The 25,710-nt window shown below is 70.3% G+C and carries 30 protein-coding genes; 17 read left to right on the top strand and 13 right to left on the bottom strand.

Features of this window, described 5'->3' with window-relative positions:
* Positions 1-64 precede the first annotated feature (64 nt).
* From ACTMTF_RS40810 to ACTMTF_RS40820, 3 genes are all read left to right on the top strand, one after another.
* Positions 65-823 carry a phosphatase PAP2 family protein gene (locus ACTMTF_RS40810; protein WP_441115475.1) on the top strand — a complete coding sequence of 253 codons (759 nt, stop codon included), beginning with the start codon at positions 65-67 and terminating at the stop codon, positions 821-823.
* 69 nt (positions 824-892) lie between these two features.
* Complete coding sequence (locus tag ACTMTF_RS40815; RefSeq protein WP_441115476.1) at positions 893-1,765, top strand: alpha/beta fold hydrolase; 873 nt, start codon at positions 893-895, stop codon at positions 1,763-1,765.
* A gap of 29 nt (positions 1,766-1,794) precedes the next feature.
* A complete protein-coding gene (locus tag ACTMTF_RS40820; RefSeq protein ID WP_441115477.1) occupies positions 1,795-2,283 on the top strand; it encodes an MSMEG_6728 family protein in 489 nt (162 codons plus the stop codon).
* Positions 2,284-2,312: 29 nt separating this feature from the next.
* Here the strand turns inward: ACTMTF_RS40820 and ACTMTF_RS40825 are convergent, their stop codons facing one another.
* Together ACTMTF_RS40825 and ACTMTF_RS40830 are read right to left on the bottom strand one after the other, a co-directional pair.
* Positions 2,313-3,773, bottom strand: a complete 1,461-nt coding sequence (locus ACTMTF_RS40825) for a multicopper oxidase family protein (protein WP_441115478.1) — start codon at positions 3,771-3,773, stop codon at positions 2,313-2,315.
* Positions 3,770-4,138: a hypothetical protein gene (locus ACTMTF_RS40830; RefSeq protein ID WP_441115479.1), complete on the bottom strand. Its 369-nt coding sequence runs from the start codon at positions 4,136-4,138 to the stop codon at positions 3,770-3,772. The genes ACTMTF_RS40825 and ACTMTF_RS40830 overlap by 4 nt, the downstream gene beginning before the upstream one ends.
* 199 nt (positions 4,139-4,337) lie before the next feature.
* Here ACTMTF_RS40830 and ACTMTF_RS40835 point away from each other — a divergent pair, with 199 nt between their 5' ends.
* Both ACTMTF_RS40835 and ACTMTF_RS40840 read left to right on the top strand, forming a co-directional pair.
* Positions 4,338-5,477: a sensor histidine kinase gene (locus ACTMTF_RS40835; protein WP_441115480.1), complete on the top strand. Its 1,140-nt coding sequence runs from the start codon at positions 4,338-4,340 to the stop codon at positions 5,475-5,477.
* Positions 5,474-6,136, top strand: coding sequence for a response regulator (locus ACTMTF_RS40840; protein WP_441115481.1), 663 nt, complete (start codon positions 5,474-5,476; stop codon positions 6,134-6,136). The genes ACTMTF_RS40835 and ACTMTF_RS40840 overlap by 4 nt, the downstream gene beginning before the upstream one ends.
* A 179-nt stretch (positions 6,137-6,315) precedes the next feature.
* Here the strand turns inward: ACTMTF_RS40840 and sigJ are convergent, their stop codons facing one another.
* Positions 6,316-7,221, bottom strand: coding sequence for an RNA polymerase sigma factor SigJ (sigJ, locus tag ACTMTF_RS40845; RefSeq protein WP_441115482.1), 906 nt, complete (start codon positions 7,219-7,221; stop codon positions 6,316-6,318).
* 201 nt (positions 7,222-7,422) lie between these two features.
* Between sigJ and wrbA the strand changes: the two genes are divergently transcribed.
* The 5 genes from wrbA (at position 7,423) to ACTMTF_RS40870 (ending at position 11,433) form a co-directional block, all read left to right on the top strand.
* The gene (gene wrbA, locus ACTMTF_RS40850; RefSeq protein WP_441115483.1) at positions 7,423-8,031 is read left to right on the top strand and encodes an NAD(P)H:quinone oxidoreductase; all 609 of its coding nucleotides are present in this window, start codon (positions 7,423-7,425) and stop codon (positions 8,029-8,031) included.
* Positions 8,032-8,306: 275 nt separating this feature from the next.
* Complete coding sequence (locus ACTMTF_RS40855) at positions 8,307-8,906, top strand: sulfite oxidase-like oxidoreductase (RefSeq protein WP_397013719.1); 600 nt, start codon at positions 8,307-8,309, stop codon at positions 8,904-8,906.
* Positions 8,907-9,632: a ferredoxin reductase gene (locus ACTMTF_RS40860; protein ID WP_441115484.1), complete on the top strand. Its 726-nt coding sequence runs from the start codon at positions 8,907-8,909 to the stop codon at positions 9,630-9,632.
* 2 nt (positions 9,633-9,634) lie between these two features.
* Positions 9,635-9,901: a DUF6510 family protein gene (locus ACTMTF_RS40865; RefSeq protein ID WP_397013715.1), complete on the top strand. Its 267-nt coding sequence runs from the start codon at positions 9,635-9,637 to the stop codon at positions 9,899-9,901.
* 128 nt (positions 9,902-10,029) lie between these two features.
* On the top strand, positions 10,030-11,433 hold the full coding sequence (locus ACTMTF_RS40870; protein ID WP_441115485.1) for an LCP family protein: 1,404 nt from the start codon (positions 10,030-10,032) through the stop codon (positions 11,431-11,433).
* A 387-nt stretch (positions 11,434-11,820) separates the two neighbouring features.
* Here the strand turns inward: ACTMTF_RS40870 and ACTMTF_RS40875 are convergent, their stop codons facing one another.
* Positions 11,821-12,831: a lipocalin family protein gene (locus tag ACTMTF_RS40875; protein WP_441115486.1), complete on the bottom strand. Its 1,011-nt coding sequence runs from the start codon at positions 12,829-12,831 to the stop codon at positions 11,821-11,823.
* Positions 12,832-12,955: 124 nt separating this feature from the next.
* The gene (locus ACTMTF_RS40880) at positions 12,956-13,915 is read right to left on the bottom strand and encodes a hypothetical protein (RefSeq protein WP_441115487.1); all 960 of its coding nucleotides are present in this window, start codon (positions 13,913-13,915) and stop codon (positions 12,956-12,958) included.
* Between the two features lie 71 nt (positions 13,916-13,986).
* Between ACTMTF_RS40880 and ACTMTF_RS40885 the strand changes: the two genes are divergently transcribed.
* Positions 13,987-14,610, top strand: coding sequence for a TetR/AcrR family transcriptional regulator C-terminal domain-containing protein (locus ACTMTF_RS40885; RefSeq protein WP_441115488.1), 624 nt, complete (start codon positions 13,987-13,989; stop codon positions 14,608-14,610).
* Between the two features lie 622 nt (positions 14,611-15,232).
* On the opposite strand, the gene ACTMTF_RS40890 is transcribed toward ACTMTF_RS40885, so the two are convergent.
* Positions 15,233-15,745 carry a hypothetical protein gene (locus tag ACTMTF_RS40890; protein ID WP_441115489.1) on the bottom strand — a complete coding sequence of 171 codons (513 nt, stop codon included), beginning with the start codon at positions 15,743-15,745 and terminating at the stop codon, positions 15,233-15,235.
* Between the two features lie 124 nt (positions 15,746-15,869).
* On the opposite strand from ACTMTF_RS40890, the gene ACTMTF_RS40895 reads away from it, so the two are divergent.
* Both ACTMTF_RS40895 and ACTMTF_RS40900 read left to right on the top strand, forming a co-directional pair.
* Positions 15,870-16,541: a response regulator transcription factor gene (locus ACTMTF_RS40895; RefSeq protein ID WP_441115490.1), complete on the top strand. Its 672-nt coding sequence runs from the start codon at positions 15,870-15,872 to the stop codon at positions 16,539-16,541.
* On the top strand, positions 16,538-17,821 hold the full coding sequence (locus ACTMTF_RS40900; RefSeq protein ID WP_441115491.1) for a sensor histidine kinase: 1,284 nt from the start codon (positions 16,538-16,540) through the stop codon (positions 17,819-17,821). The genes ACTMTF_RS40895 and ACTMTF_RS40900 overlap by 4 nt, the downstream gene beginning before the upstream one ends.
* Positions 17,822-17,885: 64 nt before the next feature.
* Here the strand turns inward: ACTMTF_RS40900 and ACTMTF_RS40905 are convergent, their stop codons facing one another.
* The 4 genes from ACTMTF_RS40905 to ACTMTF_RS40920 all read right to left on the bottom strand — a co-directional run bounded on the left by ACTMTF_RS40905 (position 17,886) and on the right by ACTMTF_RS40920 (position 20,274).
* Positions 17,886-18,281 carry a hypothetical protein gene (locus ACTMTF_RS40905; protein WP_441115492.1) on the bottom strand — a complete coding sequence of 132 codons (396 nt, stop codon included), beginning with the start codon at positions 18,279-18,281 and terminating at the stop codon, positions 17,886-17,888.
* A complete protein-coding gene (locus tag ACTMTF_RS40910; protein ID WP_441115493.1) occupies positions 18,278-18,652 on the bottom strand; it encodes an SgcJ/EcaC family oxidoreductase in 375 nt (124 codons plus the stop codon). Before ACTMTF_RS40910 ends, ACTMTF_RS40905 begins: the two co-directional genes overlap by 4 nt.
* A 127-nt stretch (positions 18,653-18,779) precedes the next feature.
* Complete coding sequence (locus ACTMTF_RS40915; protein ID WP_441115494.1) at positions 18,780-19,379, bottom strand: PadR family transcriptional regulator; 600 nt, start codon at positions 19,377-19,379, stop codon at positions 18,780-18,782.
* Between the two features lie 73 nt (positions 19,380-19,452).
* A complete protein-coding gene (locus ACTMTF_RS40920; RefSeq protein WP_441115495.1) occupies positions 19,453-20,274 on the bottom strand; it encodes an MBL fold metallo-hydrolase in 822 nt (273 codons plus the stop codon).
* Positions 20,275-20,302: 28 nt separating this feature from the next.
* Here ACTMTF_RS40920 and ACTMTF_RS40925 point away from each other — a divergent pair, with 28 nt between their 5' ends.
* Together ACTMTF_RS40925 and ACTMTF_RS40930 are read left to right on the top strand one after the other, a co-directional pair.
* Entirely contained in the window at positions 20,303-20,734 is a 432-nt protein-coding gene (locus ACTMTF_RS40925) for a VOC family protein (RefSeq protein WP_441115496.1), read from the top strand.
* A 79-nt stretch (positions 20,735-20,813) separates the two neighbouring features.
* Positions 20,814-21,998 (top strand): TerC family protein, encoded by a 1,185-nt coding sequence (locus ACTMTF_RS40930; protein ID WP_441115497.1) that lies wholly within the window; start codon positions 20,814-20,816, stop codon positions 21,996-21,998.
* Here ACTMTF_RS40930 and ACTMTF_RS40935 read toward each other — a convergent pair.
* Entirely contained in the window at positions 21,995-23,182 is a 1,188-nt protein-coding gene (locus ACTMTF_RS40935) for an MFS transporter (protein WP_441115498.1), read from the bottom strand. The two genes, ACTMTF_RS40930 and ACTMTF_RS40935, sit on opposite strands and share 4 nt — an antisense overlap.
* A gap of 88 nt (positions 23,183-23,270) precedes the next feature.
* On the opposite strand from ACTMTF_RS40935, the gene ACTMTF_RS40940 reads away from it, so the two are divergent.
* Positions 23,271-23,999, top strand: coding sequence for a helix-turn-helix domain-containing protein (locus ACTMTF_RS40940; protein ID WP_441115499.1), 729 nt, complete (start codon positions 23,271-23,273; stop codon positions 23,997-23,999).
* 67 nt (positions 24,000-24,066) lie between these two features.
* Here ACTMTF_RS40940 and ACTMTF_RS40945 read toward each other — a convergent pair whose 3' ends face one another.
* Together ACTMTF_RS40945 and ACTMTF_RS40950 are read right to left on the bottom strand one after the other, a co-directional pair.
* Positions 24,067-24,489: a hypothetical protein gene (locus ACTMTF_RS40945; protein ID WP_441115500.1), complete on the bottom strand. Its 423-nt coding sequence runs from the start codon at positions 24,487-24,489 to the stop codon at positions 24,067-24,069.
* Positions 24,490-24,560: 71 nt separating this feature from the next.
* Positions 24,561-25,211, bottom strand: coding sequence for an NAD(P)-dependent oxidoreductase (locus ACTMTF_RS40950; RefSeq protein WP_441115501.1), 651 nt, complete (start codon positions 25,209-25,211; stop codon positions 24,561-24,563).
* A gap of 127 nt (positions 25,212-25,338) precedes the next feature.
* On the opposite strand from ACTMTF_RS40950, the gene ACTMTF_RS40955 reads away from it, so the two are divergent.
* Positions 25,339-25,695 carry a winged helix-turn-helix transcriptional regulator gene (locus ACTMTF_RS40955; RefSeq protein ID WP_441115502.1) on the top strand — a complete coding sequence of 119 codons (357 nt, stop codon included), beginning with the start codon at positions 25,339-25,341 and terminating at the stop codon, positions 25,693-25,695.
* Positions 25,696-25,710: the final 15 nt, after the last annotated feature.

Consider the following 25,710-nt stretch of genomic DNA (forward strand, 5'->3'; position numbering starts at 1 on the left):
CTTCTCGGCCCTCGCCCTTCGCACGCTCCGGAATGGTCGCGGCCCGTCCGGGTAGCCGCCGTTGATGCGGCTCCGGAACTGGACGGCGAGGCGTTCCTACGGTGACGGCGGGCTGGGGGCGCGGCTCACGGTCGCTTCCCTCACGATCGCGCTCGTCATGATCCCGTTCATGCTGCTGCTCGTCCTGGCCAAGCTGCCGCTGAACCCGCTGGACGCGAGCGTGGCCAGGGACCTGCACCGGTACGCGCTGGCCAATCCCGACGTGACCCGGCTGCTCATCGTCTGGACCGACGTGTTCGGACCGCTCACCTGGCGGGTCGTGGTCGTCGCGGCGGCGGTCTGGCTGTGGGTCCGGGGCGCCCGCCGGGTCGCGATCTGGGCGACCACCACGATCGCCGTGGGCGGGCTGCTCGGCCTCGCGCTCAAGATGATCGTCTCGCGGGCCAGGCCCAGCCTGCCCGACCCCGTGGCACTGGCGCCTGGCGAGGCCTTCCCCTCCGGCCACGCGCTGACCGTCACCCTCGGCACCGGTGTGCTGGTCCTGCTCATCCTGCCCCGGCTGCCGGCCTGGGGCCGGCTGCTGACCTGGGTCATCGCCTGGTTCCTGGTGGTGTCGGTCGCCTACACCAGGGTCGCGCTCGGCGTGCACTGGGTCAGCGACGTCGTCGCCGGGGTCATGCTCGGCGTGGCGGTGCTCGCCGGCACCGTGGCGGCGTTCGAGACCTGGCGGCGCGAGCAGGGCCGCAAACCCCTGACACCGCCCATCGAGGGAGTGATGCGAACGACCCGTAAGGAACCTGATCCACGCCACTACGCGGGATGACCCGGAATATCTCTTTACGGCATAAGCTATTCTGTCGACGGACGATAGTTTACGGCGTATGGAGTTGCGATGCCCACGGCGACACTGCATGACGGAAGCACCATCGACATCGAGGTGCACGGCACCGGCCCGACCCTGCTGCTGCCCGTCAACCCCCGGCCCGTCGAGGGACCGCAGGCGGACGAGATGCGCAAGGTGGGAGCGGATCCGGCGCTCGGCCGCTCGCTCATCGACGGGCTCAGCGGCCAGCTGCGGGTGGCCGCCTTCGACTACGAGGGACATGTGCTGGCCGAACCGAAGCCCGGCACCCTGACCCCCGCCAACCTCGCCGCCGACCTCCTGGCCGTGGCCGACGCCGTGGGAGCCGAGCGGTTCGCGTACTACGGCTACTCCTGGCTCGGGCTCGGCGGGCTCCAGCTCGCGATCCGCACCGACCGCCTGTCCGCCCTGGTCATGGGCGGCTTCCCACCGATCGACGGGCCGTACGAGGAAATGCTCCGCGTGACTGCGGCGACGCACGCGATGGCCACCGCGCCTACCGCGACCGCCACCGGCGGCGGCGACGGCGGCGCGAAAGCCGATGCCGGGTGGGGGGACAGTGGTGAGATCGACTGGTCGTCGGTGGAGATGACGATGTCGCCGGCGCAGACCCAGCAGTTCCTCACCCTGTACGAGGCGCTGCGCGACTTCGACGACGTCGCGGCCCAGCCCCGGGTCACCTGCCCGCGCCTGTGCGTCGCGGGCTCGGCGGACCAGATCGACTACGAGGAGCGGTGGGGCGGCGTGCGGGTGGACATCGGCGGGCCGCTCGTGCGCCGGCGGGCGGAGCTCGAACGGCTCGGCTGGGACGTGGCGGTGCTGGACGGACTCGACCACATGCGGGCCATGCAGGCCGAGCACGTCCTGCCGATCCTGCGCCCGTGGCTCGCCGCGCACGTGTGAACACCTGTCGTGGGGAAGAACGGACAACCATGCAGACCTTCCTGCCATTTCCGGACTTCGCCCGTTCGGCGGAGGTGCTCGACCCGTTGCGCCTGGGCAAGCAGCGGGTCGAGGCGCTGCAGGTGCTGCGCGCGCTGACCGTTCCCGGATACGGCTGGCGGCACCATCCCGTGGTGAAGATGTGGGCCGGATATGAGGAGGCGCTGGTGCGGTACGGCCTGGAGGTGTGCCGTCACTGGTGCTCGACCGGCCGCGCCGACACCTGCGCCGACTCGATGTCGCGCGAGCTGGCCGAGCACTGCGGTCACGTGACCGTACGCTCCCAGCCGGAGCTGGCGGGTGCGGGCGAGCTGCCCGCCTGGCTCGGCGAACCCGCCCTGCACCTCAGCCACCGCTCGGCCCTGCTCCGCAAGGCCCCCGACCACTACCGCCCCCTGTTCGGCCAGGAGGAGCCGGACGACCTCGACTACGTCTGGCCCGCCTCCGACCGCCGACCGGCCTGCATGCCTGACGGCTAGGCTGCCGCGGCCGTTCTTTCTGCCGTCTCCTATACGACTTCGAAGTTGGCCATCATCGCCATGTCCTCGTGTTCGAGGTTGTGGCAGTGGAAGACGTAGCGGCCGCGATAGCCGGTGAACCGGGTGACGATCTCCACGGTCTGGGCGTCGCGCAGTTCGACGGTGTCCTTCCACTCGGGCGGCCCCGGCGGGCGCTTCCCGTTCACCGACAACACCTGGAAGTGCGCCAGGTGCAGGTGCACGGGGTGGGCGACGTCGCTGGTCAGCCGCCAGACCTCGGTGTCGCCCAGCTTGGGCCTGGCGTCCGTCCGCGCCGGGTCGAACGGCTTGCCGTTGATCAGCCAGCCGGTGCCGCCGTGCATGCTGCCGCCGGTGAACTCGAAGTCCCGGGTGGCGGCGGCCTCAGCAGGGTCCAGCCGCTCGACCGTGGACAGCCGGGCGGGAACGGCCGAGTCGTCGCGGGCGTCACGGTCGACGACGAACCTCATCACCCTGGCCTGCGGCCCCTCACCCGCCAGGTTGCGCAGCTCCACCCCGTGGCCGATCGGGTAGGCCGAGAAGTCGGCGACCACGTCCACCCGCTCCCCGGGGGCGAGCCGTACCTGACGGACCGTGACGGGCACCGGCAGCAACCCGCCGTCGCTGCCGATCCGGATGAGCGGCCCGCCCGTGGACAGCTCGTACGCACGAGCGTTGGAGGCGTTGAGCAGCCGCAGCCGGTAGCGGGCGCGCGCCACCCGCAGCTCCGGCCAGGGCGCGCCGTTGACCAGGATGACGTCGCCGAGCACCCCGCCCATGTAGGGCTCGCGGGCGCCCGGTCTGTCCGGGTAACTGGGGTAGGGCATGGTGCCGTCCTCGGCGAAGGATCGGTCACAGATCATCAGCGGGAGGTCCCGGTCGCCCGCAGGCAGCGGCAACGCCTCCTCCTCGGCGTCCCGTACCAGGAAGAAGCCCGCCAGCCCGCGCCACACCTGCGGCCCGGTGTGGTCCATGCGGTGGTCGTGGTACCAGAGCGTGGCCGCGCGCTGGTCGAGCGGGAAGTCGTAGTCCCGCCGCTCCCCTGGCCGCACCAGGTCGGTCGGGTAGCCGTCGGACTCCGGCGGGGTGCGCCCGCCGTGCAGGTGCAGGACCGTCGGCACCTCCAGCTCGTTGGCCAAGCGCACCACTGTCCTGCGACCGCTGCGCGCCTCGATGGTCGGGCCGGGGAACCGCCCGCCGTACCCCCAGATCCGGGTACGCAGGCCGGGCAGGATCTCCACGTCGGCGGGGCGCGGGGCGAGGTCGTAGTAGTCGACGCCGCTCAGGGTGCGCGCCGGCTCGGCGACCTCGGGCAGTGGCAGTGACACCCTGTACGGCTTCGGCAGCGGCGCGGTGCTGGGCAGGAGCTGCGGCTGCGGGGTGCCTTCGAGCAGCGAGCAGCCGGGCAGCCCGGCGGCGGCGACCGCGCCGAGGCCGAGCAGGCCCAGCGCCCGCCTTCTCGTCAGCGTCATGCGACCGCGGGGCCACGGCTCGGCATGGCCCGGATGAGCTGCGCCACGGTGCCCCCGAAGATCGCCACGCCGAGCGGCAGGTGCAGCACCTTCATGCCGGTCTCCCCGAGGATCGCGGTGATCGCGGTGACCGCCAGCAGGAGGACCGCGCCGGGGACGAAGGCGGCCGAGCCGCGGCCCGGCCGCCACACGAGGATCGACAGCAGGACGTGCGCCGCCCCGATGCCCGCCAGGACGAGGCCGGAGGCGACGTGCAGGGTACGACCGTCGGCGGAGGACAGCAGCATGCCGGCCGTGACCGACTGGAACAGGGCGGCGGCGACGTGCAGGGCCATCACGGCGCGCAGCGCTGGGAGGAGGTTCATCACGGTGCCTTTCGAACGACGTGCCCGCATATTTCGTCACATCGTCGTCGGCGGGGGTGGTCGCGGTCGTCGTGCCTGGGGTGACTCCTGTGGCTACGGCGGGGGGAGCAGGTTCCGGCTGACTACCGCGCTGGGAGTAGGCGGTTGATCCGACCACGGGCCGATGCGGGCGGACCAGGGTCGGCCGTACTGTGCGGGCATGGGCTTCGAACAGGGGCGGCTCCCGAACGCCACCGACGTGGTGCTCGCGGCGACCGTCGCGGCCGTGCTGCTGGCCGGTGCGCTCGCCACGCCGGTCATGCGGCCCCTGGACCATGCGGCCGTTCTGGTCGGCTCGCTGGCGCTGGTGGCCTGGCGCTGGTCGCCGCTGCTGGCGCTGGCCGTCAGCACGGTCTGCATGCTTTTCTACGCGGGAAGTGCGACTCCCGGCCCGCCGGCGGCCTTCCCGGTGCTGATCAGTGTGTTCGCCTCGGTCAGGGCGGGGCATCGGGTGCTCGCCGCGGCCGCCGCCGTCGTCTTCCTGGGCGGCACCCTGGCCGCCCAGCTGGCCGCGCCGGCCGCCAAGTCCCCTCAGGAGATCATCCAGGGCACGACGCTGCTGCTCGGCTGGTTCATCGCCGCAGGGGTGACGGCGACCGTGACCAAGCACCGGCAGGCCTACCTGCGGCAGGCGGAGGCGCGGGCCGCCGAGGCCGAGCGCACCCGTGAGGAGGTCGCGCGCCGCCGGGCGGGCGAGGAGCGGCTGCGCATCGCCAGGGAGCTGCACGACTCGCTCACCCACAGCATCTCCATCATCAAGGTGCAGGCCGGGGTGGCCGTGCACCTCGCCCGCAAGCGCGGCGAGGAGGTGCCCGCCGCCCTGCTCGCCATCCAGGAGGCCAGCGGCGACGCCATCCGGGAGCTGCGCGCGACCCTGGAGGTGCTGCGCGACTCCGACGGCGAGCCGCCGGGCAGCGGCCTGGACCGGCTCGACGACCTGGTGGACCGGGCACGCTCGACCGGCCTGCCCGCCACCGTCACGATCACCGGGGAGCAGCAGAGCCTGCCCACAGATGTCGACCGCGCCGCCTACCGGATCGTCCAGGAGGCGCTCACCAACGTCGGCAGGCACGCCGGCCAGGCGTCCGCGCTGGTGCGCATCGACTACCGCCCGGACGAGCTGGTCGTGCAGGTCGACGACGACGGCCACGCCCACCCGGACCGGCCCCCGGTTCCCGGAGTCGGACTGCTCGGCATGCGCGAGCGCGTCACCGCGCTCGGCGGCAGGTTACGCGCCGAGCCCCGCCCCGAAGGCGGCTTCACCATACGCGCCGAACTTCCCGTGAAAGGCCCATCGTGATCAGCGTCCTCATCGTGGACGACCAGGCGCTCATCCGTGGCGGCTTCCGCGCCCTGCTGGAGGCCGAGGACGACATCGAGGTCGTCGCCGAGGCGGCCGACGGCGAGCAGGCCCTCGCCCTCGCCCGGGCCCACCGGCCCGACGTCGCGCTGGTCGACGTACAGATGCCGGTGCTGGACGGCATCGAGACCACCCGGCGGATCGCGGCCGACGAGCGGCTGAGCGGCGTCCACGTCGTGATCCTCACCAACTACGGGCTGGACGAATACGTCTTCAACGCGCTGCGGGCCGGGGCGTGCGGCTTCATGGTCAAGGACACCGAGCCCTCCGACCTGCTGCAGGGCGTCCGGGTCGCGGCCAGGGGCGACGCGCTGCTCTCCCCCTCCATCACCCGCCGCCTGATCGGCGCATACGTCGCCCACCGGCCGGAGCCCACCCCCGAAGGCCTCGACGTGCTGACCAACCGCGAGCGTGAGGTGACGGCGCTGGTGGCCAGGGGGCTGTCCAACGACGAGATCGCCGCCCAGATGGTGATCAGCCCGATGACGGCCAAGACACACGTAAGCCGAGCCATGACCAAACTGCACGCCAGAGACCGCGCCCAACTGGTCGTCTTCGCCTACGAGTCAGGCCTCGTCACCCCTCACCGCACCATCTGAGCGAGGTCACCAGGAGGTGGCGGGGGAGCCGGCGTGATGTAGGTCGGGTATCCCACCGGAAGCATGCCAGCACGCCGTCCAAAGGCCGGGCCTTGTCAGCACGCCGTCCCAAGCCGGGCTTTGTCAGCACGCTGTCCGAGGGTGGGCTTTGCCAGCACGCCGTCCTAGGCCGGAGTTGGTCAGCTTGTCGTCCAGGGGCGGAGTTTGTTGGGGTTGAGGATTGCCCAGATGTGCTTGATTCGGTTGTCGGCGATGTCGAAGGCCAGGACTGACACGGTGACGCCGTCGAGTTGGGCCACCAGGCCGGGCTGGCCGTTGACCGTGCGCTCCACGATCTCCACGTTGGGTGTCTCGCCGGCTCGGTCGGCGAAGAAGCGGGCGATCTGCTCGGCGCCTTGGACCGGGTGGAGCACGGCTGTGGCGTGGCCGCCGCCGTCGCCGGTCGCCGTGGCGTCGGGGTCGAGGAGGCCGATGAGGGCGTGGATGTCCCCGGCCTGCCATGCCTGCTTGAAGGCTCTGACCAGGTCGGCGCGCTGGGCCGCCGGAGTCGCCGGAGTCTGTGAGTCGCGGATGCGGCGGCGGGCCGAGGAGGCCAGTTTGCGGCAGGCCGCCGGGGTTCGGCCGACGATCTCCGCTACTTCGGCGAAGGAGTAGCGGAAGACGTCGTGCAGGATGAAGGCGACGCGCTCGGCCGGGGTCATCGATTCGAGCACGACGAGGAAGGCCATGTTGACCGACTCGTCGAGGGTGACCCGGTCCGCCGGGTCGGCCGTGCCACCACCCGGCCGACCGCTGATCCACTCCGTACGGTCGGGCAGCGGCTCCGGGATCCATTCGCCCACGTAGCGCTCCCGCCGGGCCCGTGCCGAGCCGAGCAGGTCGAGGCAGATGCGCCCGGCGACCTTCGTCAGCCAGCCGCCGGGGGACTCGATGGCCTCCCGCTGCTGCGGGGACATGGCGTACCACCGGGCGTAGGTCTCCTGGACGACGTCCTCGGCATCGGCCAGGGAGCCCAGGAGCCGGTAGGCGAGGTTGATCAGCTGACGCCGCTCGCTCAGTCCCGCCGACTTGGATCGGATGGTCATGGTGTCGCCGACTCCCTCGGTCGCATCTGCCCTCACCAGTCCGACGAAACAGCGTACGAAAGTGTGAGGTTCGCTGGTCGCGACCTGTCGGCGAGTGGCGGGCGTTGTGGTCGCCTCACCTTTCGAGGGGCTGTGTCGTCGTACTGCTGACACGAACGCTGAGAAAGCTGCTGACACGAACCCTGAGGGAAGGAAACGATCATGGAACCTGTGAACGTCGCGATCATTTACTACAGTGCCACAGGCACCGTGCACACCCTGGCGCAGGCCGTCGCCGAAGGCGCGGAGAAGGCCGGGGCGCGCGTGCGACTGCGCCGGGTCGCCGAGCTGGCCCCGCCTGAGGCGATCAGCGCCAATCCGGCCTGGGCCCAGCATTTGCAGGAAACGGCGGATGTCGCCGAGGCCGGCCATGACGACCTGAGCTGGGCCGACGCGGTGCTGTTCGGCACCCCCACCCGGTTCGGCAATCCGGCCAGCCAGCTCCGGGCGTTCATCGACACGACCGGTCCCCTGTGGTTCCAGGGCAAGCTCGCGGACAAGGTGTACTCGGCTTTCACCGCCTCCAACACCGCCCACGGCGGGCAGGAATCCACCCTTCTGGCACTGGGGAACACGTTCTACCACTGGGGCGGCATCATCGTGCCTCCCGGCTACACCGATCCCGTCCAGTTCCAGTCGGGCAATCCGTACGGCACCTCCCACGTGGCGGGCGACGGCCCGCCCAGCGAGGTGGCCTTGCAGGCGGCCCGCCACCAGGCCCGCCGCGTCGTCGACACCACGGCCTCACTCAAAGCCGGCCGCGCGGCCTGACCTGACCTGGGCCGCGCCGCCTCACCCCACTCAACTCACCGCCTGACCAACCTGGCCGCGCACCGCCTGACCAGCCTGGCGGTGCCATCAGACAACCCGGCCGCCACCAGACCAACCCGGCCGTGCCACCTGACCCCATCGCCCCACCCCGGCCACACCACCTGACCTCGCCCGGAACACGTGCCGCACATCCAGATGGTGGCACCAGGTCAAATGATCGGAAATGAGCAGCTTCAGGTGATGCGCGGCATACCGTGAGATGCGATTGTGAGCCCATGGGCATCATCTCGCGCGGCTTCCGTGGCCGCCGGACAGAGGGTGGGGACCGGCTGCCACCCGGCCAGTATCTGGAGCACGGCTTCCCCGTGCTGTCCGCAGGGCCGACTCCTCGTGTTCCGCTGGACCGGTGGGAGTTCACCATCGACACCGAGACGGAGCAGACCCACCGCTGGACCTGGCAGGAGCTGACGGCGCTGCCGGTCGAGACGCCGACGGTGGACATCCACTGCGTCACCAAGTGGAGCAAGTTCGACACGAACTGGGAGGGCGTCTCGCTGGACGTGCTCTTCGAGAACGTGGAGACGAGCGTCGAGTACGCGCAGGTCTACTCCTACGGCGGCTACACCACCAACCTGCCGCTGGAGGACCTGCTCGACGGCAAGGCGTGGATCGCCTACCGCTATGACGGCGAGGAGCTGCAGCCCAGCCACGGCGGCCCGGCCCGGCTGCTGGTGCCGCACCTCTACTTCTGGAAGTCGGCCAAGTGGGTGCGCGGCATCCGGCTGACGAACGAGGACTGGCCGGGCTTCTGGGAGACCGCCGGCTACCACAACTACGGCGACCCGTGGCGCGAGCAGCGCTACGAGGGCGACTGAATGCGCCGGCTGATCTGGCTGGCGGCGACGCTGGTGAAGGTCCGCGAGGAGACGGCGACGGCACGCACGCTGGTCTTCGACGCCCCGGGCTGGCCCGGCCACCTGCCGGGGCAGCACCTGGACGTCCGGCTGACCGCCGACGACGGCTACAGCACCCAGCGCAGTTACTCCCTGGCCGCGCCCGCGGAAGGCGAGCGGATCGAGCTCACCGTGGAGCTGGTGGACGACGGCGAGGTCTCGCCGTACCTCACCGAGGTCCTTCAGGTGGGCGACCAGGTGGAGGTCCGCGGGCCGGTCGGCGGCTGGTTCGTGTGGCGGCCGGAGAGCCGCGCGCCGGTGCTGCTGGTCGGCGGCGGGTCGGGGATCGTCCCGCTGATGGCGATGGTCCGGGCTCGCCGGCTGGCGGGCAGCCGGACGCCGTTCAGGCTGCTCTACTCGCTGCGCGACCCCGGCCGCCGCTACTACGCGGACGAGCTGCGCCGCCCCGAACCGGGGCTGGACATCACCTACCTCTACACCAGGACCGCGCCGGAGGACTGGCCGCGCAAGGCCGGCCGGGTCATGCGCGACGACCTGGCGGAGAACGGCTGGCCCGCCAGCTTCGAGCCCGACTGTTACGTCTGCGGCCCGACCGGCTTCGTCGAGGTCGCGGCCGACATGCTGATCGATCTCGGGCACGCGCCCGACCATGTCCGTACCGAACGCTTCGGCCCCAGCGGAGGCTGACCATGACCATCGAACACCTCGACGGCAACGCCCTGGCGGGCCCGCTCGGCGAGATCTTCGCCTTCGACGCGACCACGGCCGTCGGCAAGTGCGCGAACTGCGGGCTGACCGGGCCGCTCGCCGCACTGCGCGTGTACGGCCCCAGCCCCGGGCTGGTGGCTCGCTGCCCCGGCTGCGAGGAGGTGGTGATGCGGCTGGTACGCGGGCCCGGCGCGGCCTGGCTCGACATGCGCGGCACGGTCTCCCTACGGGTTCCGCTTCCGGATTGAGCACGGGGAGCGCGCCGATCTAACGGACCTCACATGCCCGGTGGCCTGGCTTAAGTACACTCGACCGGCCGGATTCCGCAGAGGCCGAGGGCGGCTGCCCGATGGTCTCGTCACCATTTGGGAGTTACGTGAGCAGCGGGCTCGTCGATGCGCCGCCATCTCCGTCGAGCACGCCGCCGAAGCGCGCGCGCCGCTGGCTCCGCTGGCTGATCGTGAGCGTGGTGACGGTCGTGCTGCTGATCGCCGGCGCCGGGGTCGGCCTGTTCCTGAAGCTGACCGGCAACCTGAAGCACGAGGACGTGGCCGGCGATCTCGGCGCCGCCCGCCCGGCCAAGGTGGCGAGCACCGCCATGAACGTGCTGATCGTCGGCTCCGACCAGCGTGACGGCAAGAACGCGAGGTACGGCCACCGCATCGACGGCGAGCGCACCGACACGATCATGCTCGCGCACCTGTCGTCCAAGCGCGACAACGCGATGGTGATCAGCTTCCCGCGTGACTCGATGGTCCAGCTGCCGGCCTGCCGCGCGAAGCACGGCCTGCCCGGTCAGCAGCCCCACCTCGGCATGATCAACGAGTCGTTCAACACCGGGGGCATCGCCTGCACCTGGAAGACCGTCGAGACGCTCACCGGGATCCACATCGACCACTTCGTCAAGGTGGACTTCACCGGCTTCAAAGGCATCGTGGACGCCGTCGGCGGCGTCGAGGTCTGCCTGCCGCAGCGCGTCGACGACGACAAGGCGATGCTCCACCTGCGCGCCGGACGGCAGACGCTCAACGGCGAGCAGTCGCTCGGTTACGTGCGGGCCCGCTACAGCTTCGGCGACGGCTCCGACATCGGCCGGATCCAGCGTCAGCAGATGTTCGTCGCCTCGATGGTGAAGAAGGTGATGAGCGGCCAGACGCTCACCGACCCGGCCCGCCTGCTGAGCATCCTCGACGCGGGCACCAAGGCCGTCACCACCGACCCCGAGCTGACCACGGGGGTCATGAAGGACCTGGCCCTGAGCCTCCAGGGGCTGAGCGCCGGGCGGATCCACTTCATCACCACACCGTGGCACTATTCGGTCAGCCAGCCGGGCCGGGTGGAGTGGGTGCAACCTCAGGCGAACCGGCTCTTCGACATCGTCGCCACGGACGCCGAGCCGGCCGGCGTCAAGGGCGGGCAGACCAAGGTGCCGAGGTCGAAGGTGCAGGTGGAGCTGCGCAACGGCACCTACCGCAGCGGCCTCGGCAGGCAGGTCGCCGCCTCGCTGGAGCAGCGCGGCTACCACATCACCAAGATCGGCGACACGGCGCGGAAACCGTACAGGAAATCAATGATCATGTACGGTCCGAACGGCGAGACGCGCGTGCCGACGCTCGCCAAGGATCTGCTGGCGGCCTCGCCCAAGCTGGCCGGCGAGGCGCGGACCTCGCGGCTGGTGCTGGTGATCGGCGACGACTGGCGAGGGCTGAAGGCGCTGCACCCCGCCGACAGCGACGCGCTGAAGGGCTTCGACGCCACCCACGACACCTGCGCCGGCTGAGCCATTCGTCGCATCGCACGTGAGCGGCGACGCGAGTCACCGATCCAGGCAGCACTACGAAGTGACGACATGTTCGCTCTGGGTAGTCACTCTCTCGCCCGCTACCGCCTACGCCGCAAGGCAGGGTGATAGCCGGATCTCGGGAAGGGTGACACCCACGGCCCCCGTCGGCACGAACCTCCTGATCATGGATCAGGCAGACCACCGGCGTTCGCATATGGACATCCTTTCGCGGCACGGGCCTTCGCCAATCTGCGGTCCCGTGCTGTACAGGCCAGGCGCAGGGCCACCGAGCGAAGGGCTTCGGCGGGACGGCTCGAAAGGTGGGCGCCGGGCGCCCCTGCCGTATGTCGACTACAGCAGAGAGCACCCGGCGCCGCGAGGGACTCAGGACTGCCAGTCGCCGAACATCTCGAAGAAGTTCTTACCGGTGACCTTGGCTCCCTGGTAGGTGCCTTCGAAGGCGGCGGTGGCCTCCAGGCGCCCGTTGCCTCCGAGGATGATTTCCTGACCGCGTTTGCCGGTGACGTGCACCTTCAGACGGGTCTTCAGCGCCGGGATGTTGACGGTCACCTGGGTCGGGTACTTCTGCCCGGTCGTAGGGCTGGTCCAGAACTTGCCGGCGCTGTCGGCGAATGGCGTGACGGATGCCACCTCATACGAGCCGTCCTTGCGCAGAACCGTGGCCCAGGTGTTCGTCTGGCCGGTATCGCTGACGGCGTCCCAGATGGCCACCGAATCACCGTTCGGCATGTTGAAATTCATCCAGCTCCAGTGACGCTTCGGCGCATTATCGACCGGTCCCCACTGACGGTCCAGCCAGGACCGGCCGGTGATCTGCCGGCGGCGCCCGTCGAAGGTGACGGTGCCGGTGATCCGCATCTCGGGAAGGGCGAACTCGTAGTTGGTCTGACCGAACAGAGTGAACGCTCCGGTGCTGCCGTAATTCAGGGCCGGTCCGCGTGCTTGGAGCACGACGTCGAGGGAGCCCCACGGCACGTCGAGGGAGACGGACATCCGCTGCGCGTTGCCCGTCCACTTGAGACCGGGCGCCGTGATGTCGAGCTCCTTTGTGCTCCAGGCGAAGTCATCCTCGGGAACCACGGTGGCGTAGCTCTTGTACCAGCCGGTGGTCTCGTCGTGGACGGAGAACAGCAGCAGATTGCCTGGGCCCTTCGGGATGCTCACGGTGTGCACCAGCAGGCCTATGTCGTGGCTGCCCGCCTTCACTCGGCTGGTGAAGTAGATCGAGTCGGCCCAGTCGTGCTCCGGACCCGGCGTCTTGGCGGCGAGATCCACGGCCGGATCGACCAGTGCTGGGATGCCGCTGCCGGCGGCGACCGTCTTCGCGGCACCGGGGTTACCGGCGACGGCTTGTGCCGGGGACAAGCTGGTCATCGAACCCAGCATGGCCGTCATGGCCACGGCAGCGGCCAGCTTGATACCGATATTTCTTCGCATGGGGGACCTTCCGAGTGCGTAGAGATGGTGTGGACGATCAACTAAGTGCGCGATGGTCGGGTCAGTCCGGGACGACGACGGCGCGGGTGCGCCCTTGATGCGCCCAGGCCTCGCCGACGCGGCTGAGCGGGTAGGCGGTGTACGGCGCGTCGAAGGTGCCGTCGGCGAACCGGGCGAGGATCCGGGGAAGTTCGGAGATCATCTCGGCCTTCGAGACCGAGCCGGTGCCGCTGCCGCTGATCCGGATCCGCCGGCTGCGGAGCAGCGCCGCGGGCAGCGCCGCCTCGGTTCCGGCGAGCGAGCCGATCTGCACGTAGTCGATCACCGCGCTGTCATCGTCCGTGCCAGTCTTTCCCAGTACGGCGAAGGTGGCCTCGGCGACGGGGCCCCACACGAAGTCGAGCACAAGCGTGGGCTGCGCCTCGGCGACGGCTACGGCCAGGGCGGTCGCCCTGCCGTCGGATGCCGTGGGCGCGAGCGGAACGGTGATGGCGCCGAGGCCGCGCAGCCGCTCCAGCGCCTCATGATCGCGCCCGGCCGCGATGACCTGTTTCGCGCCGAGGGCCAGCGCCGCCCGCACGGCCTGGCTGCCCGACATGCCAGTCGCCCCGAGCACCAGCACGGTGCCGAGCGCGCCCACCTCCTTGCGGTGGGCGGTCAGCGGCATCCACCCCGCCATGGCGGGGTTCATGCCGGCGGCGACCGCGAGCGGATCGGCCCCGGCGGGCAGATCCACCTCGAATGGGGTGACCATCCATTCGGCCATCGTTCCCCACGGCGACCGGGCAAGGCCCGTGTAGACCAGCCGCCCGTCGTCGGTCCGGGCCACGGCGTCGATACCCGGCACGAGGGGGTAGGCCTGGTCGCTGTCGTAATGGCGGCCGGAGGCCATCCCGCGGACGACGTAGTGCAGACCCGCGCCCACGAGGCTCAACGGCGCCTGGCCCGGCCGTTGTTCCGGGTCGGGGAAGTCCGCGCAGACGGGTGTCGATTCTGGGGTGTTGACGACCGCAGCACGCATGACACGCCTCCTGAACTAAGTTCGTTTTTGGATGTCCCCGACTGTGCCTGAACTTTGTTAAGCTGTCAAGCGTGGCGAAGGGCATCACGCGAGAGCGGATCGTGGCAGTGGCACTCGAATTGCTCGATGAGAAGGGCATGGACGCCATCACCGTCCGTGCGCTCGCTTCCCGGCTCAGCGTGGGAGCACCCGCGCTGTACTGGCACGTCCGCAACAAACAGGAGCTGCTCGACGAAATGAGCACGTTCGTCATGCGCCGCGTCGTCAACGCCCTCTCGGCGGTCGCTCCCGACGCCGGCTGGCGTGACGCCTTGGCCGCCTACGCCCGTATCCTGCGCTCGGAGTACCTCCTCCACCGGGACGGAGCGCGCATATTCAGCGGCACGCGCTACTCCGGCCCCGAAGTGGTGAAGGCGAAGGAGTCCTGGCTCGAGCGCTTGACCGCGGCCGGATTCTCACTGGCCGAGGCGGACGACGCCATTGACCTGGTCACCGCGTTCGTGGTCGGCTTCGTCATCGAGGAGCAGGAGCGCAGCCAGTCTGCCGACCGGTACTCCCCCACCGGGCGCGATGCGTGGCTGGGTGAAGGCGCCGATCTGGTCAAGGCTGCCGGGCACCTCCGCGACGACGGTGACCAGAGGTTCGAACGGCAGCTCGGCGTCGTTCTCGACGGGTTCGCGGCCCGGTTGCGCTGACTGCCCGGCCGGATCGCCAGGCCGTGGCAGTAGGCGTAGACGACGGCTCGGACGCGGTCCCGGAAGGCCGGGTTCGGTGAGGATCCGCGAAATGTACGTCATGACGGCTTCCTGGCTGATCACCAGGTGGTCTACGCCAAGCAGGCAGCGCGGCGGCTGCCGTGTTGGAGCATGATCTGGGCGTACAGGCGTGCGAGGCTGACAGTGAACTTTTCCCGGTGATCGTTGATCACGCTGTGCAGCCTCTGGGTGGTCCTTGTCTCCTGGTTTTGGACATGGGTCAAGCCCCTGCTAGGACTGGCCTGTCCACCGTGACGACATCGTTGCTCTCGAAAGCGGAGTGGTGATCCCACAGGAGGATCCTGCCGTCCAACGGCCACATCTCCCACGCCCCCGATAGCTGCCAGATCGTGCGTCCCCGCCGAGGTGTCAACTCCGTCTTCGGAATCCGGCTGACCACGCCTTTCGCGCAGTGTCCGCCGTTGCCGCACAGACGGAGTTGACGCCGACCCGGCCATGGCCTGTTCGAGCACCGGGCGGCACCCCCGCACCCGTCGTTCCCCGAATGCCCCCGTGCACGCGGTCGCCGTGCGCCCCCGGATCGCCCGGCGGCCGCGTCAGATCACTCCTTCTCGGCCACGCAGAAGATGCCGTCGCGCTTCAGCTTCTTCGCCTCCGCGGGCTCGCCGGCTTCGGTCCTGCCCCACTCGGCGGGCCGCTCGCCGTTCGCGTCCGCGGCCCGCATCGGCTCCGTGACGTCGCCGTTCGCGTCCGTGGCCCGCATCGGCTCCGTGACGCGAACCGGTTCGTCGCTCGGCGGCACCGCCTCGGTGGCCGGAACCGCCTCGATGGTGAGCAGTTCGCCGTCCAGGTGCTTCGTCACGTGCAGATCGTTCTTCTCGGACGCGCGCACCTTGCCGTCGGCCGGGGTCGCCGGGTGCACGCGCACGTCACCGTCCGCCGGCATGGCCTTGGCGACCTTGATGGCGACGGGCTTGCCATCGGCCGTGGTGCAGGTCACCTTGGCACCAGGCACCGACACCGGAGGCTCACCGGCGGCCAGAGCGGACCCGCCCAGCCCGGACAGCGCCAGCACCGCCACCGCGCCGAGAACAGCCAAACGCCGCTTGAACATGGATTCTCCTTCGTTGATCGGATCTGACGCTCAGAGACTGTCCGGCCGTACCTGAAGTGACGCTGAAGAAGGCATAAATGATCTTCAGGTTGGCTTTAGGTGGCGTACGGCACTCTTGGTGCTCGTGCGGGTCTTACTGGTGGAGGACGAGCGGCGGCTGGCCGACCTGGTCAAGGGCGGGCTGACCGGCGAGGGGTTCGCGGTCGACGTGGCCCACGACGGGCGCGACGGGCTCTGGCTGGCCACGGAGAACGACTACGACGTGATCGTCCTGGACGTGATGCTGCCCAGGATGAACGGCTACGCGCTCTGCTCCCGGCTGCGCGAGGCCGGCGACTGGACGCCGATCATGATGCTCACCGCCAAGGACGGCATCTACGACGAGGCCGAGGCCCTGGACAACGGCGCCGACGACTACCTGTCCAAGCCGTTCTCGTACGTGGTGCTGCTGGCCCGGCTGCGCGCCCTGATGCGGCGCGGCGGCACCGAACGGCCCGTTTCGATCACCGTGGGCGACCTGGTCATCGACCCGGCAGGGCTGCGTTGCCGCCGGGGCGCGGTGGAGATCGCGCTGACGCCGAAGGAGTTCGCGGTGCTGCACGGGCTCGCCAGACGGGCCGGCGAGGTGGTCTCCAAGAGCGAGCTGCTGGCCCAGGCGTGGGACTTCTCCTACAACGGCGACCCGAACATCGTCGAGGTCTACATCAGCGCGCTGCGCCGCAAGATCGACCAGCCGTTCGGCCGGACCACCCTCGTCACGGTGCGCGGCGCCGGCTACCGGCTGGAGGCCGCGTGAAGACGATCGACCCCTCGTCCGTACGGCTTCGCGCCACGGTCGCGGCGACCCTGGTCGTGGCGGTCGCCCTCGGTGCCATCACGGTCGTGCTGGTGGTGGTGCTGCGCGGCAGCCTGACAGGCTCCGCCGACGCCGAGGCCTCCAGGAGAGCCGGCATCGCCGTCCAGGCCGTGAAGGGCGGGATCACCGCCGAGGCGATGCCCGCCCAGCCCCTCGTCGCCACGAGGGAGCTGGTCACGCGCACGGAGACGCTGTTCATCACCGACCCTGACGTCTTCATCGCGCAGACCGCCGACCCGCCCCTGGCCGACTGGGCGCCCGTGGACAGCTACGCGGTGGCCGGGGAGAGGCTGACGACCGCCGAGGGCGGCGCCACCATGCTGTACGCCAGGGTCCCGCTCACCGGCACCGAGCAGGCGTTGCAGACGCTCAACGGCGTGCTGCTGCCGGGTGTGCCGGCGCTGCTGGTCCTGGTCGCGGCCATGACCTGGTTCTCCCTCGGCCGCGCGCTCGCCCCGGTGGCGGCCATCAGGGCCAAGCTGGCCCACATCACCGCCCGCGACCTGCACGAGCGGGTGCCCATACCCCGATCGCGGGACGAGATCGCCGCCCTCGCCACCACCGTGAACGACACCCTCGACCGGCTGGAAGCCTCCGTCGAGACGCACAAGACGTTCGTCGCCGACGCGGCGCACGAGCTCCGCAGCCCGATCGCCACCCTGCGCGCCCGGCTGGAGCTCGCCGAGCCCAGCGAACTGACCGCCGAGGCGCTCACCGACGTGGCCCGCCTGCAGTCTCTCGCCGCCGACCTGCTGCTGCTCGCCCGGCTCGACGCGGGCGAGCCGGCCCGCACCACCGACGTCGACCTCGGCCAGGTCGCCATGGAGGAGTCCCTGCGGATCGGCCGGCCGCCGGAACTCGACCTGGACCTCGACATCGAGCCCGACGTGGTGGTGCGCGGCGCGCGCGGGCACCTCGACCGCCTGGTGACCAACCTCGTCGACAACGCCCTGCGCCACGCCTCGACCCGCGTTCTCGTACGAGTCCGCACGGACGGGGATCGGGCGGTGCTGCAGGTGCACGACGACGGGCCGGGGATCCCGCCCGAGCAGCGCGAGACCGTGTTCGACCGGTTCACCCGGCTGGACGAGGCCCGAGCCCGGGACGCCGGAGGCGCCGGGCTCGGGCTGTCCATCGCCCGCGACATCGCGCTGCTGCACGGCGGCACCCTCACCGCCGAGGACGGCGGCTTCGTCGCGATCTTCCCGGCGACCCACTAGGAAAGACGGGCGCGGTCAGGTGGGCGGGCGGGTACGGCCTGGCGGGTGCGGCCGGCCGGTGCGGTCAGGTGAGGCGGGTGCGGCAGTTCAGGTCGGCGCCCAGGCGGGCGAGACCTTCGGCGAAGCTCTGGCGGGTGGTGGCCGCGAAGCCGACGAAGAACCGGTTGGCGAGCCCCACCCCCCACCGCGCCCGCTCGGCGACGTTGTAGACACGGTGGACCACCAGCGTCCCCTCCGGGTGCGGAGCCAGCGTCCACTCACCGCGATACCACCAGCCGCCCTGGAACGCGATGAGGTCCTCGGTGACCTCGACGGTCGAGGTGTGCCCCGGCAGGTCCGCCACGGTGAACCGCCCCACGACGTCCCGTCCGCCGGGCAGCAGCACCCGCCCCAGCGCGGCCCGCACCGTGGCGGCAGGCGCCGCCACCACACCGGACACCTCCGTCACCAGCTTCTTCATGGTCGCCCCACCCGGGTGTTCTGGAAGGAGGCGAAGCGCCAGCCTTCGGGCGTGTGGACGGCGGTGTAGGTGAGGATCGAGTCGCGGCCCGGCTCGCGCCGCCCGTCCACCACCGAGCCGCCGGTCGCGATCACCAGCGCGACGGTGTCGCTCAGCATCCTGACGGACGGCTCGCCCCCGACGTCGAGCTTGATCGGCATCTTGAAGAGGTCGCGGTGCACCTCGTCGATGGCCTGCCTGCCCTTGAGGTGCAGGCCGAAGTAGGTGATGTAGTCGGCGTCCTCGGTGAACAGCGCGGCGTAGGCGGCGGCGTCACCGGCGTTCCACGTCTCGTAAACGCCGTCGATCAGGTTGTGGATCTCTTGGGACATGGCACGGCTCCTGTCTCAGCGGCGCCTATCCTGAGACTGCGAGTCCTGGACAGGGCAGGCGCCTTGTTCGGATTTCCGGCCGTCAGGGTGTTGGCGCACCCTGGCGGCCCACTCATTCCTCCAGTGTTCATTCCTCCAGGGCCCGCTCCATCAGCGACTGCTTGACCGTGCCCGCCCAGTCGAGCTCGCCGCTCTCGATCCGGTCGAGCACCCCGCGCACCCAGTCCTGCTCGGCGGCGAAGAGCGCCCGGTCGCATTCGAGTTCGAGCATGAGCAGCCGCGGCAGCCCGTTCTCCGCCATCGTGGCCATCTGCGCGTCGAGCCCGCCGATCGCGCCGGTGAGCGCGGCCACGCGGAGGCGCAGCGCCTTGATCGCGGCCTCCGGCGGCAGCGCCCCGATCAGCGAGATCGCCGCCACCAGCGTGCGGCGGTCCGGCTCGGGCTCCTGCAGCAGCCTGCGGAGCCGGGTGGCCAGCTCTCGCCTGCCCTCGTCGGTGATCTCGTAGACCGTCCGCTCCGGCCTGCGGCCCTCGCGGTCGGTCTTGGCGGGGGCGATCAGCTCGTCCCCGGCCAGCCTGTCCACCGCGTGGTAGAGGCTTCTCGGCAGGCCGGTCACGTAGTCCTTGTGCGTGTCGATGATGAAGCGGTGGAGCTCATAGGGGTGGCTGGCGCGCACCGAGAGCATGGCGAGCACGGTGAGCCCCACCAGATCGTGGCGTCGCGCCATGATGCCTCCCTCTATATTGCAATATGCACTATAGACAGAGCAGGGCCCGCTGTCGAGGGCCGCGCGGCGGCTGTCAGGCCTGCAGGGCGTCGAGTTGCAGGAAGGCCCGCTCGATGGCCTGGCGCGTCACTTCCTCGCTGTAGGGGAAGGCGTGGATGAGGTCGCGCAGCCCCTCCACGTGCGCCCGCCTGGCCAGGTCGGCCACCGTGACCAGGTCGCCGTGCTGGCCGACCACGAAGTCACGGTCCACCACCGCGCCGTGGCCGGGCACGTACACCGGCTCGCGCATCTCGTTCAGCATCCGGGCGGTGGTGTCCGGCCAGTCGAGCGGGTAGGAGTCGCCGAACGCCGGCGGCGCCCCCTGCTCGACCAGGTCACCGGCGAAGACCACGCCCGCGTCGGGGATGTGCGCGACGATGTCGTTGGAGCTGTGGCCCAGGCCGAAGTGGCGCAGGTGGACGATCCGCCCGCCGATGTCCAGGGTGGCGGCCGTGGTGAAGGTGTGGTCGGGAGGGTCGATCTCCACCTCCTCCACCTCCTGGCGCCGGTCCACCGGGACGAACCCGGCCACCTTGCTCCGCTGCTCCGCGCCGTACAGCTCGATCTCCTCGGCGCACCTCGCGTGTCCCCAGATCTCAGCCGGGCGGAAGAGCGCGTTGCCGAAGTAGTGGTCGAAGTGCGCGTGGCTGTTGACGACCGTCCACGGGCTGGCGGTGATCCCCCTGATCGCCCCGATCAGGTCGGCCGCCTCGCGGTGCGACATGCGGGTGTCGAACACCAGGCAGTGCCCGTCGCCGACGACGAGCCCCACGTTCATGTCGTACGACTCGTGGCGCCGGACGTAGACCCGATCACCGACCTCCTGCCACGATTTCAGCTCACGTACCAACGTCATGGGCAAAGACCTTACTTAGCATTAGCTCATGGCATATGACCTTCAGGTAGTCATCGATACCCAAGATCCGCACAACCTAGCCGACTGGTGGGCGGATGCCCTGGGCTGGCAGGTGGAGCGGCAGGATGAGGCGTTCATCCGCAGCCTGATCGAGAAGGGGCACGCGGCCGACGACGACACGACCTTCCACCACGGCAACCTGGTGTGGAAGGAGGGCGCGGCCATCCGCCACCCGGGCGGCCTCGAACGCGCCCCCCGGGTGCTTTTCCAGCACGTGCCGGAGGCCAAGACGGTCAAGAACCGCGTCCATCTCGACATCCGGGTGGGCGCCGACAGGATCGACGCCGAGGTGGACCGGCTGGTCGGCAAGGGTGCCACGATGCTGCACAAGGGCCGGCAGGGCCCCACCTGGTGGGTCACGATCGCCGACCCCGAGGGCAACGAACTCTGCCTGGCTTGAGCCTTGCATGCAGGGGCATCTGGTTGACTGGGCGGCGACCCTCAGCCAGCGATCCCGCTATCGAGACTTGGAGTCACGCGTGCACGTGCCTGCTTTGGTGTGGTGGCTGACGATCATCGGAATCGGCGGCCTCCTGCTGTTCGACTACTTCTTCCACGTGCGCAAGGCACACATTCCCTCGCTACGGGAGTCGGCGGTGTGGTCGGCCGCCTACGTGGGCATCGCCATCCTGTTCGGCATCGGCGTGTGGCTCTTCGGCGGCTCCGACATGGGCGCCGAATACTTCGCCGGTTACGTCACCGAGAAGGCCCTGTCGGTCGACAACCTGTTCGTCTTCCTCATCATCATGGCGAGCTTCCGGGTGCCGAGGGCGGACCAACAGAAGGTGCTGCTGTTCGGGGTGACGTTCGCGCTGGTCGCCAGGACCGGGTTCATCTTCCTGGGCGCGGCGTTGATCAACAGCTTCGCCTGGGTGTTCTACCTGTTCGGCCTGATCCTGCTCATCACCGCCGGCAACCTGATCAAGCCCGAGGGCGAGGAGAGCCACTCCGGCGAGAACATCATGGTCCGCCTGGCCCGCAGGTTCTTGCGCACGTCCGATCACTACGACGGCGACAAGCTGACGACCATGGTGAACGGCAAGCGCGTCCTGACGCCGATGCTGCTGGTCATGGTGGCCATCTCCGGGACCGACCTGCTGTTCGCGCTGGACTCCATCCCGGCGATCTTCGGGCTGACGCAGAACGTCTTCATCGTGGTCACCGCCACCGCCTTCTCCCTGCTGGGGCTGCGCCAGCTCTACTTCCTCATCGACGGGCTGCTGGACCGGCTCATCTATCTCACGTACGGGCTGGCGGCGATCCTGGCCTTCATCGGCGTGAAGCTCGTCCTGCACGCCCTGCACGAGAACAACGTCCCGTTCATCAACGAGGGCGAGCCCGTGCCGGTCGTCGAGATCTCCACCGGCCTGTCGCTGACAGTGATCATCGGCGTCCTCGTCATCACCGTGATCGCCTCGCTGGTCAGCCGTAAGGGCCGCGCCCAGAACCTGTCCTCGGCCGCCCGCCGCTACGCCACCCGGCTGCTGGACCCGCAGTGCGACCCGGAGGAGAGCGCCGACACCTACCGCAGGCTCCTGGCGGAGGAGAAGCACCTGCGGACCCTGCCGGAGAAGTACCGCAAGAAGATCCGCGAGGACGAGAAGCTGATGGACTTGCTCCACCGGGCCCACGAGACCATGGACCCCAACTACACCCGCACCTAGCGGGCCGACATCCGCGCGACCAGGCGCCACCAGATGAGCAGCTGGAGCAGGGCGAGGATCATCACGAAGGGCATCAGGGTCCACACCCCGGCGCCCTGCGCGACGGCGCCCGCCAGCCACGGCAGCCCGGCGGAGCCCGCGACGGACAGGCCGTTCATGACGCCGATGGCGGTGGGCACCAGCCGGGGCTCGGTGAGATAGGGCACCACCGCCATGGCCGTCGGGAAGAGCGGCCCGAGGAAGAACCCGAGCAGCACGAACCCGGCGGCGGCCACGGCCGCGACCGGCGCCAGCCAGACCAGCCCGATCGCGGCCGCGACGCCGCCCAGGCAGGCGTAGGTCATGCCGGTGGTGGTCGAGCCGATCCGGGTGGCGATCGGGCTGATCAGGAAGCGGCCGGCGGTCAGCCCGAGCCAGTAGCCGCTGACGGTGTAGCCGGCGGTCAGCTCCGACTGGGCGTGCTCGCCGACGAGGTAGGTGAACCCCCAGCTGCCCACGCCGCCTTCCAGCCCGACGTACACGGCCAGGAACGCGCAGGCGAGCAGCACCGCCGGGGAACGCATCACGGTGGCCAGCAGCCCGCTCCTGACCGGCGTGGCGGGGGACGGCTCGTGGATCACGCCGTCGTCGTCCCGCTTGGGGTAGACCAGCACGAACCCGGCCACGAGCGGCACGCACACCAGGGCCAGGACCACCCACACGGCCTGCCAGGGCATGAACCGCAGCATCCACACGGCCAGCAGCGGCCCGAGCAGCGCGCCGACGCCGAAGAAGGCGTGCAGCCGGTTGAGCAGCGTGGTGGCCGAGGGCAGCCTGGCGAGGAAGACGTTGAGCACCGACTCCAGCAGGCCGGTGCCGTAGCCGGCCAGGACCTGCACGGCCAGGAAGGCGGCGAACGGCGGCCGGACGCCCGTGTAGAGGGCGGCCAGCACGTACGCACCGCCACCGGCGATCAGGACCAGGCGGGTGCCGAACCGGTGCACGAGGGGCCCGGCGGTGGACCCGGCGAGCATGAATCCGGCCGAGAAGGTGAAGAAGGTGATCCCGATCGTGGGCTTGTCCACGCCGTAGTCGGCCATCTGGGCGGGCAGCAGCACGCCGGCCACCCCGGCGCTCAACCCGACGAGGACGAAGACCGCGTAGGCCAGAGAGACCGGCCACGCCGTACCGCGCAAGATCGACACATGACTCCCTTGACGCGGCCCCCTTAGATCGGATTAAAACGTTCTTGCCGAAGGCGGACAAGTCCTTTCTCCGGGGCAAACTGGATTCGTGGATTTCCCCGAGGCTCTGCGCGCGACCCGGCGGCGCCGCCACCTCAGCCAGCTCGACCTCGCCCTCCGCTCGGGCACGACCCAGCGCCACCTCAGCTTCATCGAGACCGGCCGGTCCCGGCCCGGCCGGACCCTCGTGGTGCGGCTGGGCGAGTCGATGGAGCTGTCGCTCAGTGAGCGCAACGAGCTGCTGCTCGCCGCCGGCTACGCCCCCGTCTACCCGCGCACACCGCTCGACGACGTGAGCCTGGCGCACGTACGCGCCGCGCTCGGGCACATCCTGACCGGCCATCTGCCCTATCCGGCGATCGTGGTGGACGCCGGTCACGACCTGGTGCTCGCCAACAACGCCTTCGAGCTGCTCACCGAGGGCGTCGCGGCACACCTGCTGCGTCCGCCCGTCAACGTGCTGCGCCTCTCGCTGCACCCCGAAGGGCTGGCGCCGCGGATCGCGAACCTGGCCGGGTGGGCGCGGCACATCCTCGACCGGCTCCCCCGGGACGAGCTGTACGACGAGCTGTCGGGGTATGTGCCGGAGCCTTCACCCGGGCCGGATCACGTGGGGTTCGCCGCCCCCATGGTGCTGCGCACGGCGCGGGGCGAGCTGCGGCTGACGACCACGATCACCACGTTCGCGACCGCGCTCGACGTCACGGTGGCGGAGCTGAGACTGGAGGCCTTCCTGCCCGCCGACCCGGCCACGGCGGCGCTGCTGGCCGGGTCATGACGCCTCGCTCACCCTTGCGCGCCGAGCGAGGCTTTCGCCGCCCTGCGAGGTCGATGACCCTGCCGGGTCATGCGCCTGGGAACATGTAGTCCTCGGCGATTCGGCCGTCCCGGTCGAGGACCAGCACGTCCAGCCCGCCCCCGACCGGGTCGCCACCACCCACGGGGACCATCCGCCAGCCGAGTTTGACCACGTTCCTGAGCCGGACGGCGTCCCCGGCCGGTCGGAAGGTGAACTCGCCCGGCGCGACGAAGTCGGCGTAACTACGGGTCACCCGCAGCTCGATCTCCTCGTGGCCGTGCGCCTCCAGCGTCGGGCGGTCGAAGCCGAGCTTGGCGGCGACCTCCCGGATCTCCTGGGGCGGCTGCAGGATGTGCGCCCCGCCTTCGGCCCACAACTCCTGGATGGCCTTACGGCGGAGCTCCGCGTCGGGCTCGACCCAGACGGCGATGTAGCGGTCGGCCAGGTCCTGGGGGTCGATGTCGGTCATGCCTTCTCCTTCGATCGGTGCTCGACCGATGCTCCGGGAAGACGCGAAGCCGGACAATTCCCCGCAGGGAATCACCGTGCCACGGCGACCAGGGCCCGGTGGTGCTTCGGGGCCTCGATCTCGTCGACGAGGGCCGCCGCGAGGTCGGCGTAGGGGAAGAGGACATCGTCCTCGGCCGGCACCACCTGGTCACCGCCGACCCGGTAGCGGCCGGTGCGTGCCGCCTCGGCGTCCAGGAAGGTGGGCGGCGGCGCGAGCACCACCCAGTCCACACCGGTCCGCGCGGCACGCAGCGCCTCCAGCGCGGCCGCGTGACCGAGTGAGAACGTCCGCGCGTCGGCGGGGAAGCCAGGGGTGTCCAGGAGCATCACCCCGGGCGCGACCTGCAGGGTGGTGCCGATGCCGATCAGCACGAGCCGGCCGACCCCGGCTCGGGCCAGCCCGTCGAGCAGGGCGTTCGCCGTACCCACGAAGAATTCCTCCGACGGCATGTCGAGCCGCGCGACGGCGCTGATCGCCGCGTCGTGCCCGGCCGCGACGGCCGCGACGCTGTCAGCGTCGGTGGCGTCGCCCCCGACCAGAGCCACGCCGTCACCGGCCAGGTCCTGGTACGCGGCCGGATCGCGGACGACCGCGGTGACCCGGTGGCCGCGCGCGACGGCCTCCGCGACCGCGTGCCGGCCCGCGCGGCCACCCGCGCCGAAAATGACGATCTCGCTCATGGAATGCTCCGTTCGGCAGTGCCGGCCTGGTCGCCGTCTGGTCGCCGGCCTGGTCGCCGGCCACTGCCGCGGACGCTAGTCGCTGACCCCTAGGTTCCCGCAACGATAGTTACGTACGCTCGGCGGGGTGAAGCAGCCACTTGATCCTGAGATGTTCAGCGCGTGCTCGGCCGAGAACCCGCCGATCCGCATCGGCGACAAATGGACGGCGAAGATCATCGTGTGCCTGAGATCGGGGCCTCGACGCTTCTCCGAGCTGCAGGTTCCCCTGCGCGGCATCACGCCGAAGGTGCTCACCGCGACGCTGCGGGCGATGGAGCGCGACGGGCTGGTCACGCGCACCGCCTACCCGGAGATCCCGCCACGGGTGGAGTACGAACTGAGCCCGCTCGGCCGCACGCTCCTGGAGCCGATGGCCGCCATGTGCGCCTGGTCCCGGGCTCACCTGCACGAGCTGCTCGACGCCCGCGAGTCGGCCCTCTAGAGCAGGTCCAGAAGT

The sequence above is a fragment of the Nonomuraea sp. ZG12 genome (genome assembly GCF_052068115.1).
Taxonomy (GTDB): Bacteria; Actinomycetota; Actinomycetes; order Streptosporangiales; family Streptosporangiaceae; genus Nonomuraea.

Bases quoted from the DNA above. Each gene is read 5' to 3' on its own strand.
- ACTMTF_RS40810 (WP_441115475.1), top strand. From the start codon at position 65: ATGCGGCTCCGGAACTGGACGGCGAGGCGTTCCTACGGTGACGGCGGG.
- ACTMTF_RS40815 (WP_441115476.1), top strand. From the start codon at position 893: ATGCCCACGGCGACACTGCATGACGGAAGCACCATCGACATCGAGGTG.
- ACTMTF_RS40820 (WP_441115477.1), top strand. From the start codon at position 1,795: ATGCAGACCTTCCTGCCATTTCCGGACTTCGCCCGTTCGGCGGAGGTG.
- ACTMTF_RS40825 (WP_441115478.1), bottom strand. From the start codon at position 3,773: ATGACGCTGACGAGAAGGCGGGCGCTGGGCCTGCTCGGCCTCGGCGCG.
- ACTMTF_RS40830 (WP_441115479.1), bottom strand. From the start codon at position 4,138: ATGAACCTCCTCCCAGCGCTGCGCGCCGTGATGGCCCTGCACGTCGCC.
- ACTMTF_RS40835 (WP_441115480.1), top strand. From the start codon at position 4,338: ATGGGCTTCGAACAGGGGCGGCTCCCGAACGCCACCGACGTGGTGCTC.
- sigJ (WP_441115482.1), bottom strand. From the start codon at position 7,221: ATGACCATCCGATCCAAGTCGGCGGGACTGAGCGAGCGGCGTCAGCTG.
- wrbA (WP_441115483.1), top strand. From the start codon at position 7,423: ATGGAACCTGTGAACGTCGCGATCATTTACTACAGTGCCACAGGCACC.
- ACTMTF_RS40855 (WP_397013719.1), top strand. From the start codon at position 8,307: ATGGGCATCATCTCGCGCGGCTTCCGTGGCCGCCGGACAGAGGGTGGG.
- ACTMTF_RS40860 (WP_441115484.1), top strand. From the start codon at position 8,907: ATGCGCCGGCTGATCTGGCTGGCGGCGACGCTGGTGAAGGTCCGCGAG.
- ACTMTF_RS40865 (WP_397013715.1), top strand. From the start codon at position 9,635: ATGACCATCGAACACCTCGACGGCAACGCCCTGGCGGGCCCGCTCGGC.
- ACTMTF_RS40875 (WP_441115486.1), bottom strand. From the start codon at position 12,831: ATGACCAGCTTGTCCCCGGCACAAGCCGTCGCCGGTAACCCCGGTGCC.
- ACTMTF_RS40880 (WP_441115487.1), bottom strand. From the start codon at position 13,915: ATGCGTGCTGCGGTCGTCAACACCCCAGAATCGACACCCGTCTGCGCG.
- ACTMTF_RS40890 (WP_441115489.1), bottom strand. From the start codon at position 15,745: ATGTTCAAGCGGCGTTTGGCTGTTCTCGGCGCGGTGGCGGTGCTGGCG.
- ACTMTF_RS40905 (WP_441115492.1), bottom strand. From the start codon at position 18,281: ATGAAGAAGCTGGTGACGGAGGTGTCCGGTGTGGTGGCGGCGCCTGCC.
- ACTMTF_RS40910 (WP_441115493.1), bottom strand. From the start codon at position 18,652: ATGTCCCAAGAGATCCACAACCTGATCGACGGCGTTTACGAGACGTGG.
- ACTMTF_RS40915 (WP_441115494.1), bottom strand. From the start codon at position 19,379: ATGGCGCGACGCCACGATCTGGTGGGGCTCACCGTGCTCGCCATGCTC.
- ACTMTF_RS40920 (WP_441115495.1), bottom strand. From the start codon at position 20,274: ATGACGTTGGTACGTGAGCTGAAATCGTGGCAGGAGGTCGGTGATCGG.
- ACTMTF_RS40925 (WP_441115496.1), top strand. From the start codon at position 20,303: ATGGCATATGACCTTCAGGTAGTCATCGATACCCAAGATCCGCACAAC.
- ACTMTF_RS40945 (WP_441115500.1), bottom strand. From the start codon at position 24,489: ATGACCGACATCGACCCCCAGGACCTGGCCGACCGCTACATCGCCGTC.
- ACTMTF_RS40950 (WP_441115501.1), bottom strand. From the start codon at position 25,211: ATGAGCGAGATCGTCATTTTCGGCGCGGGTGGCCGCGCGGGCCGGCAC.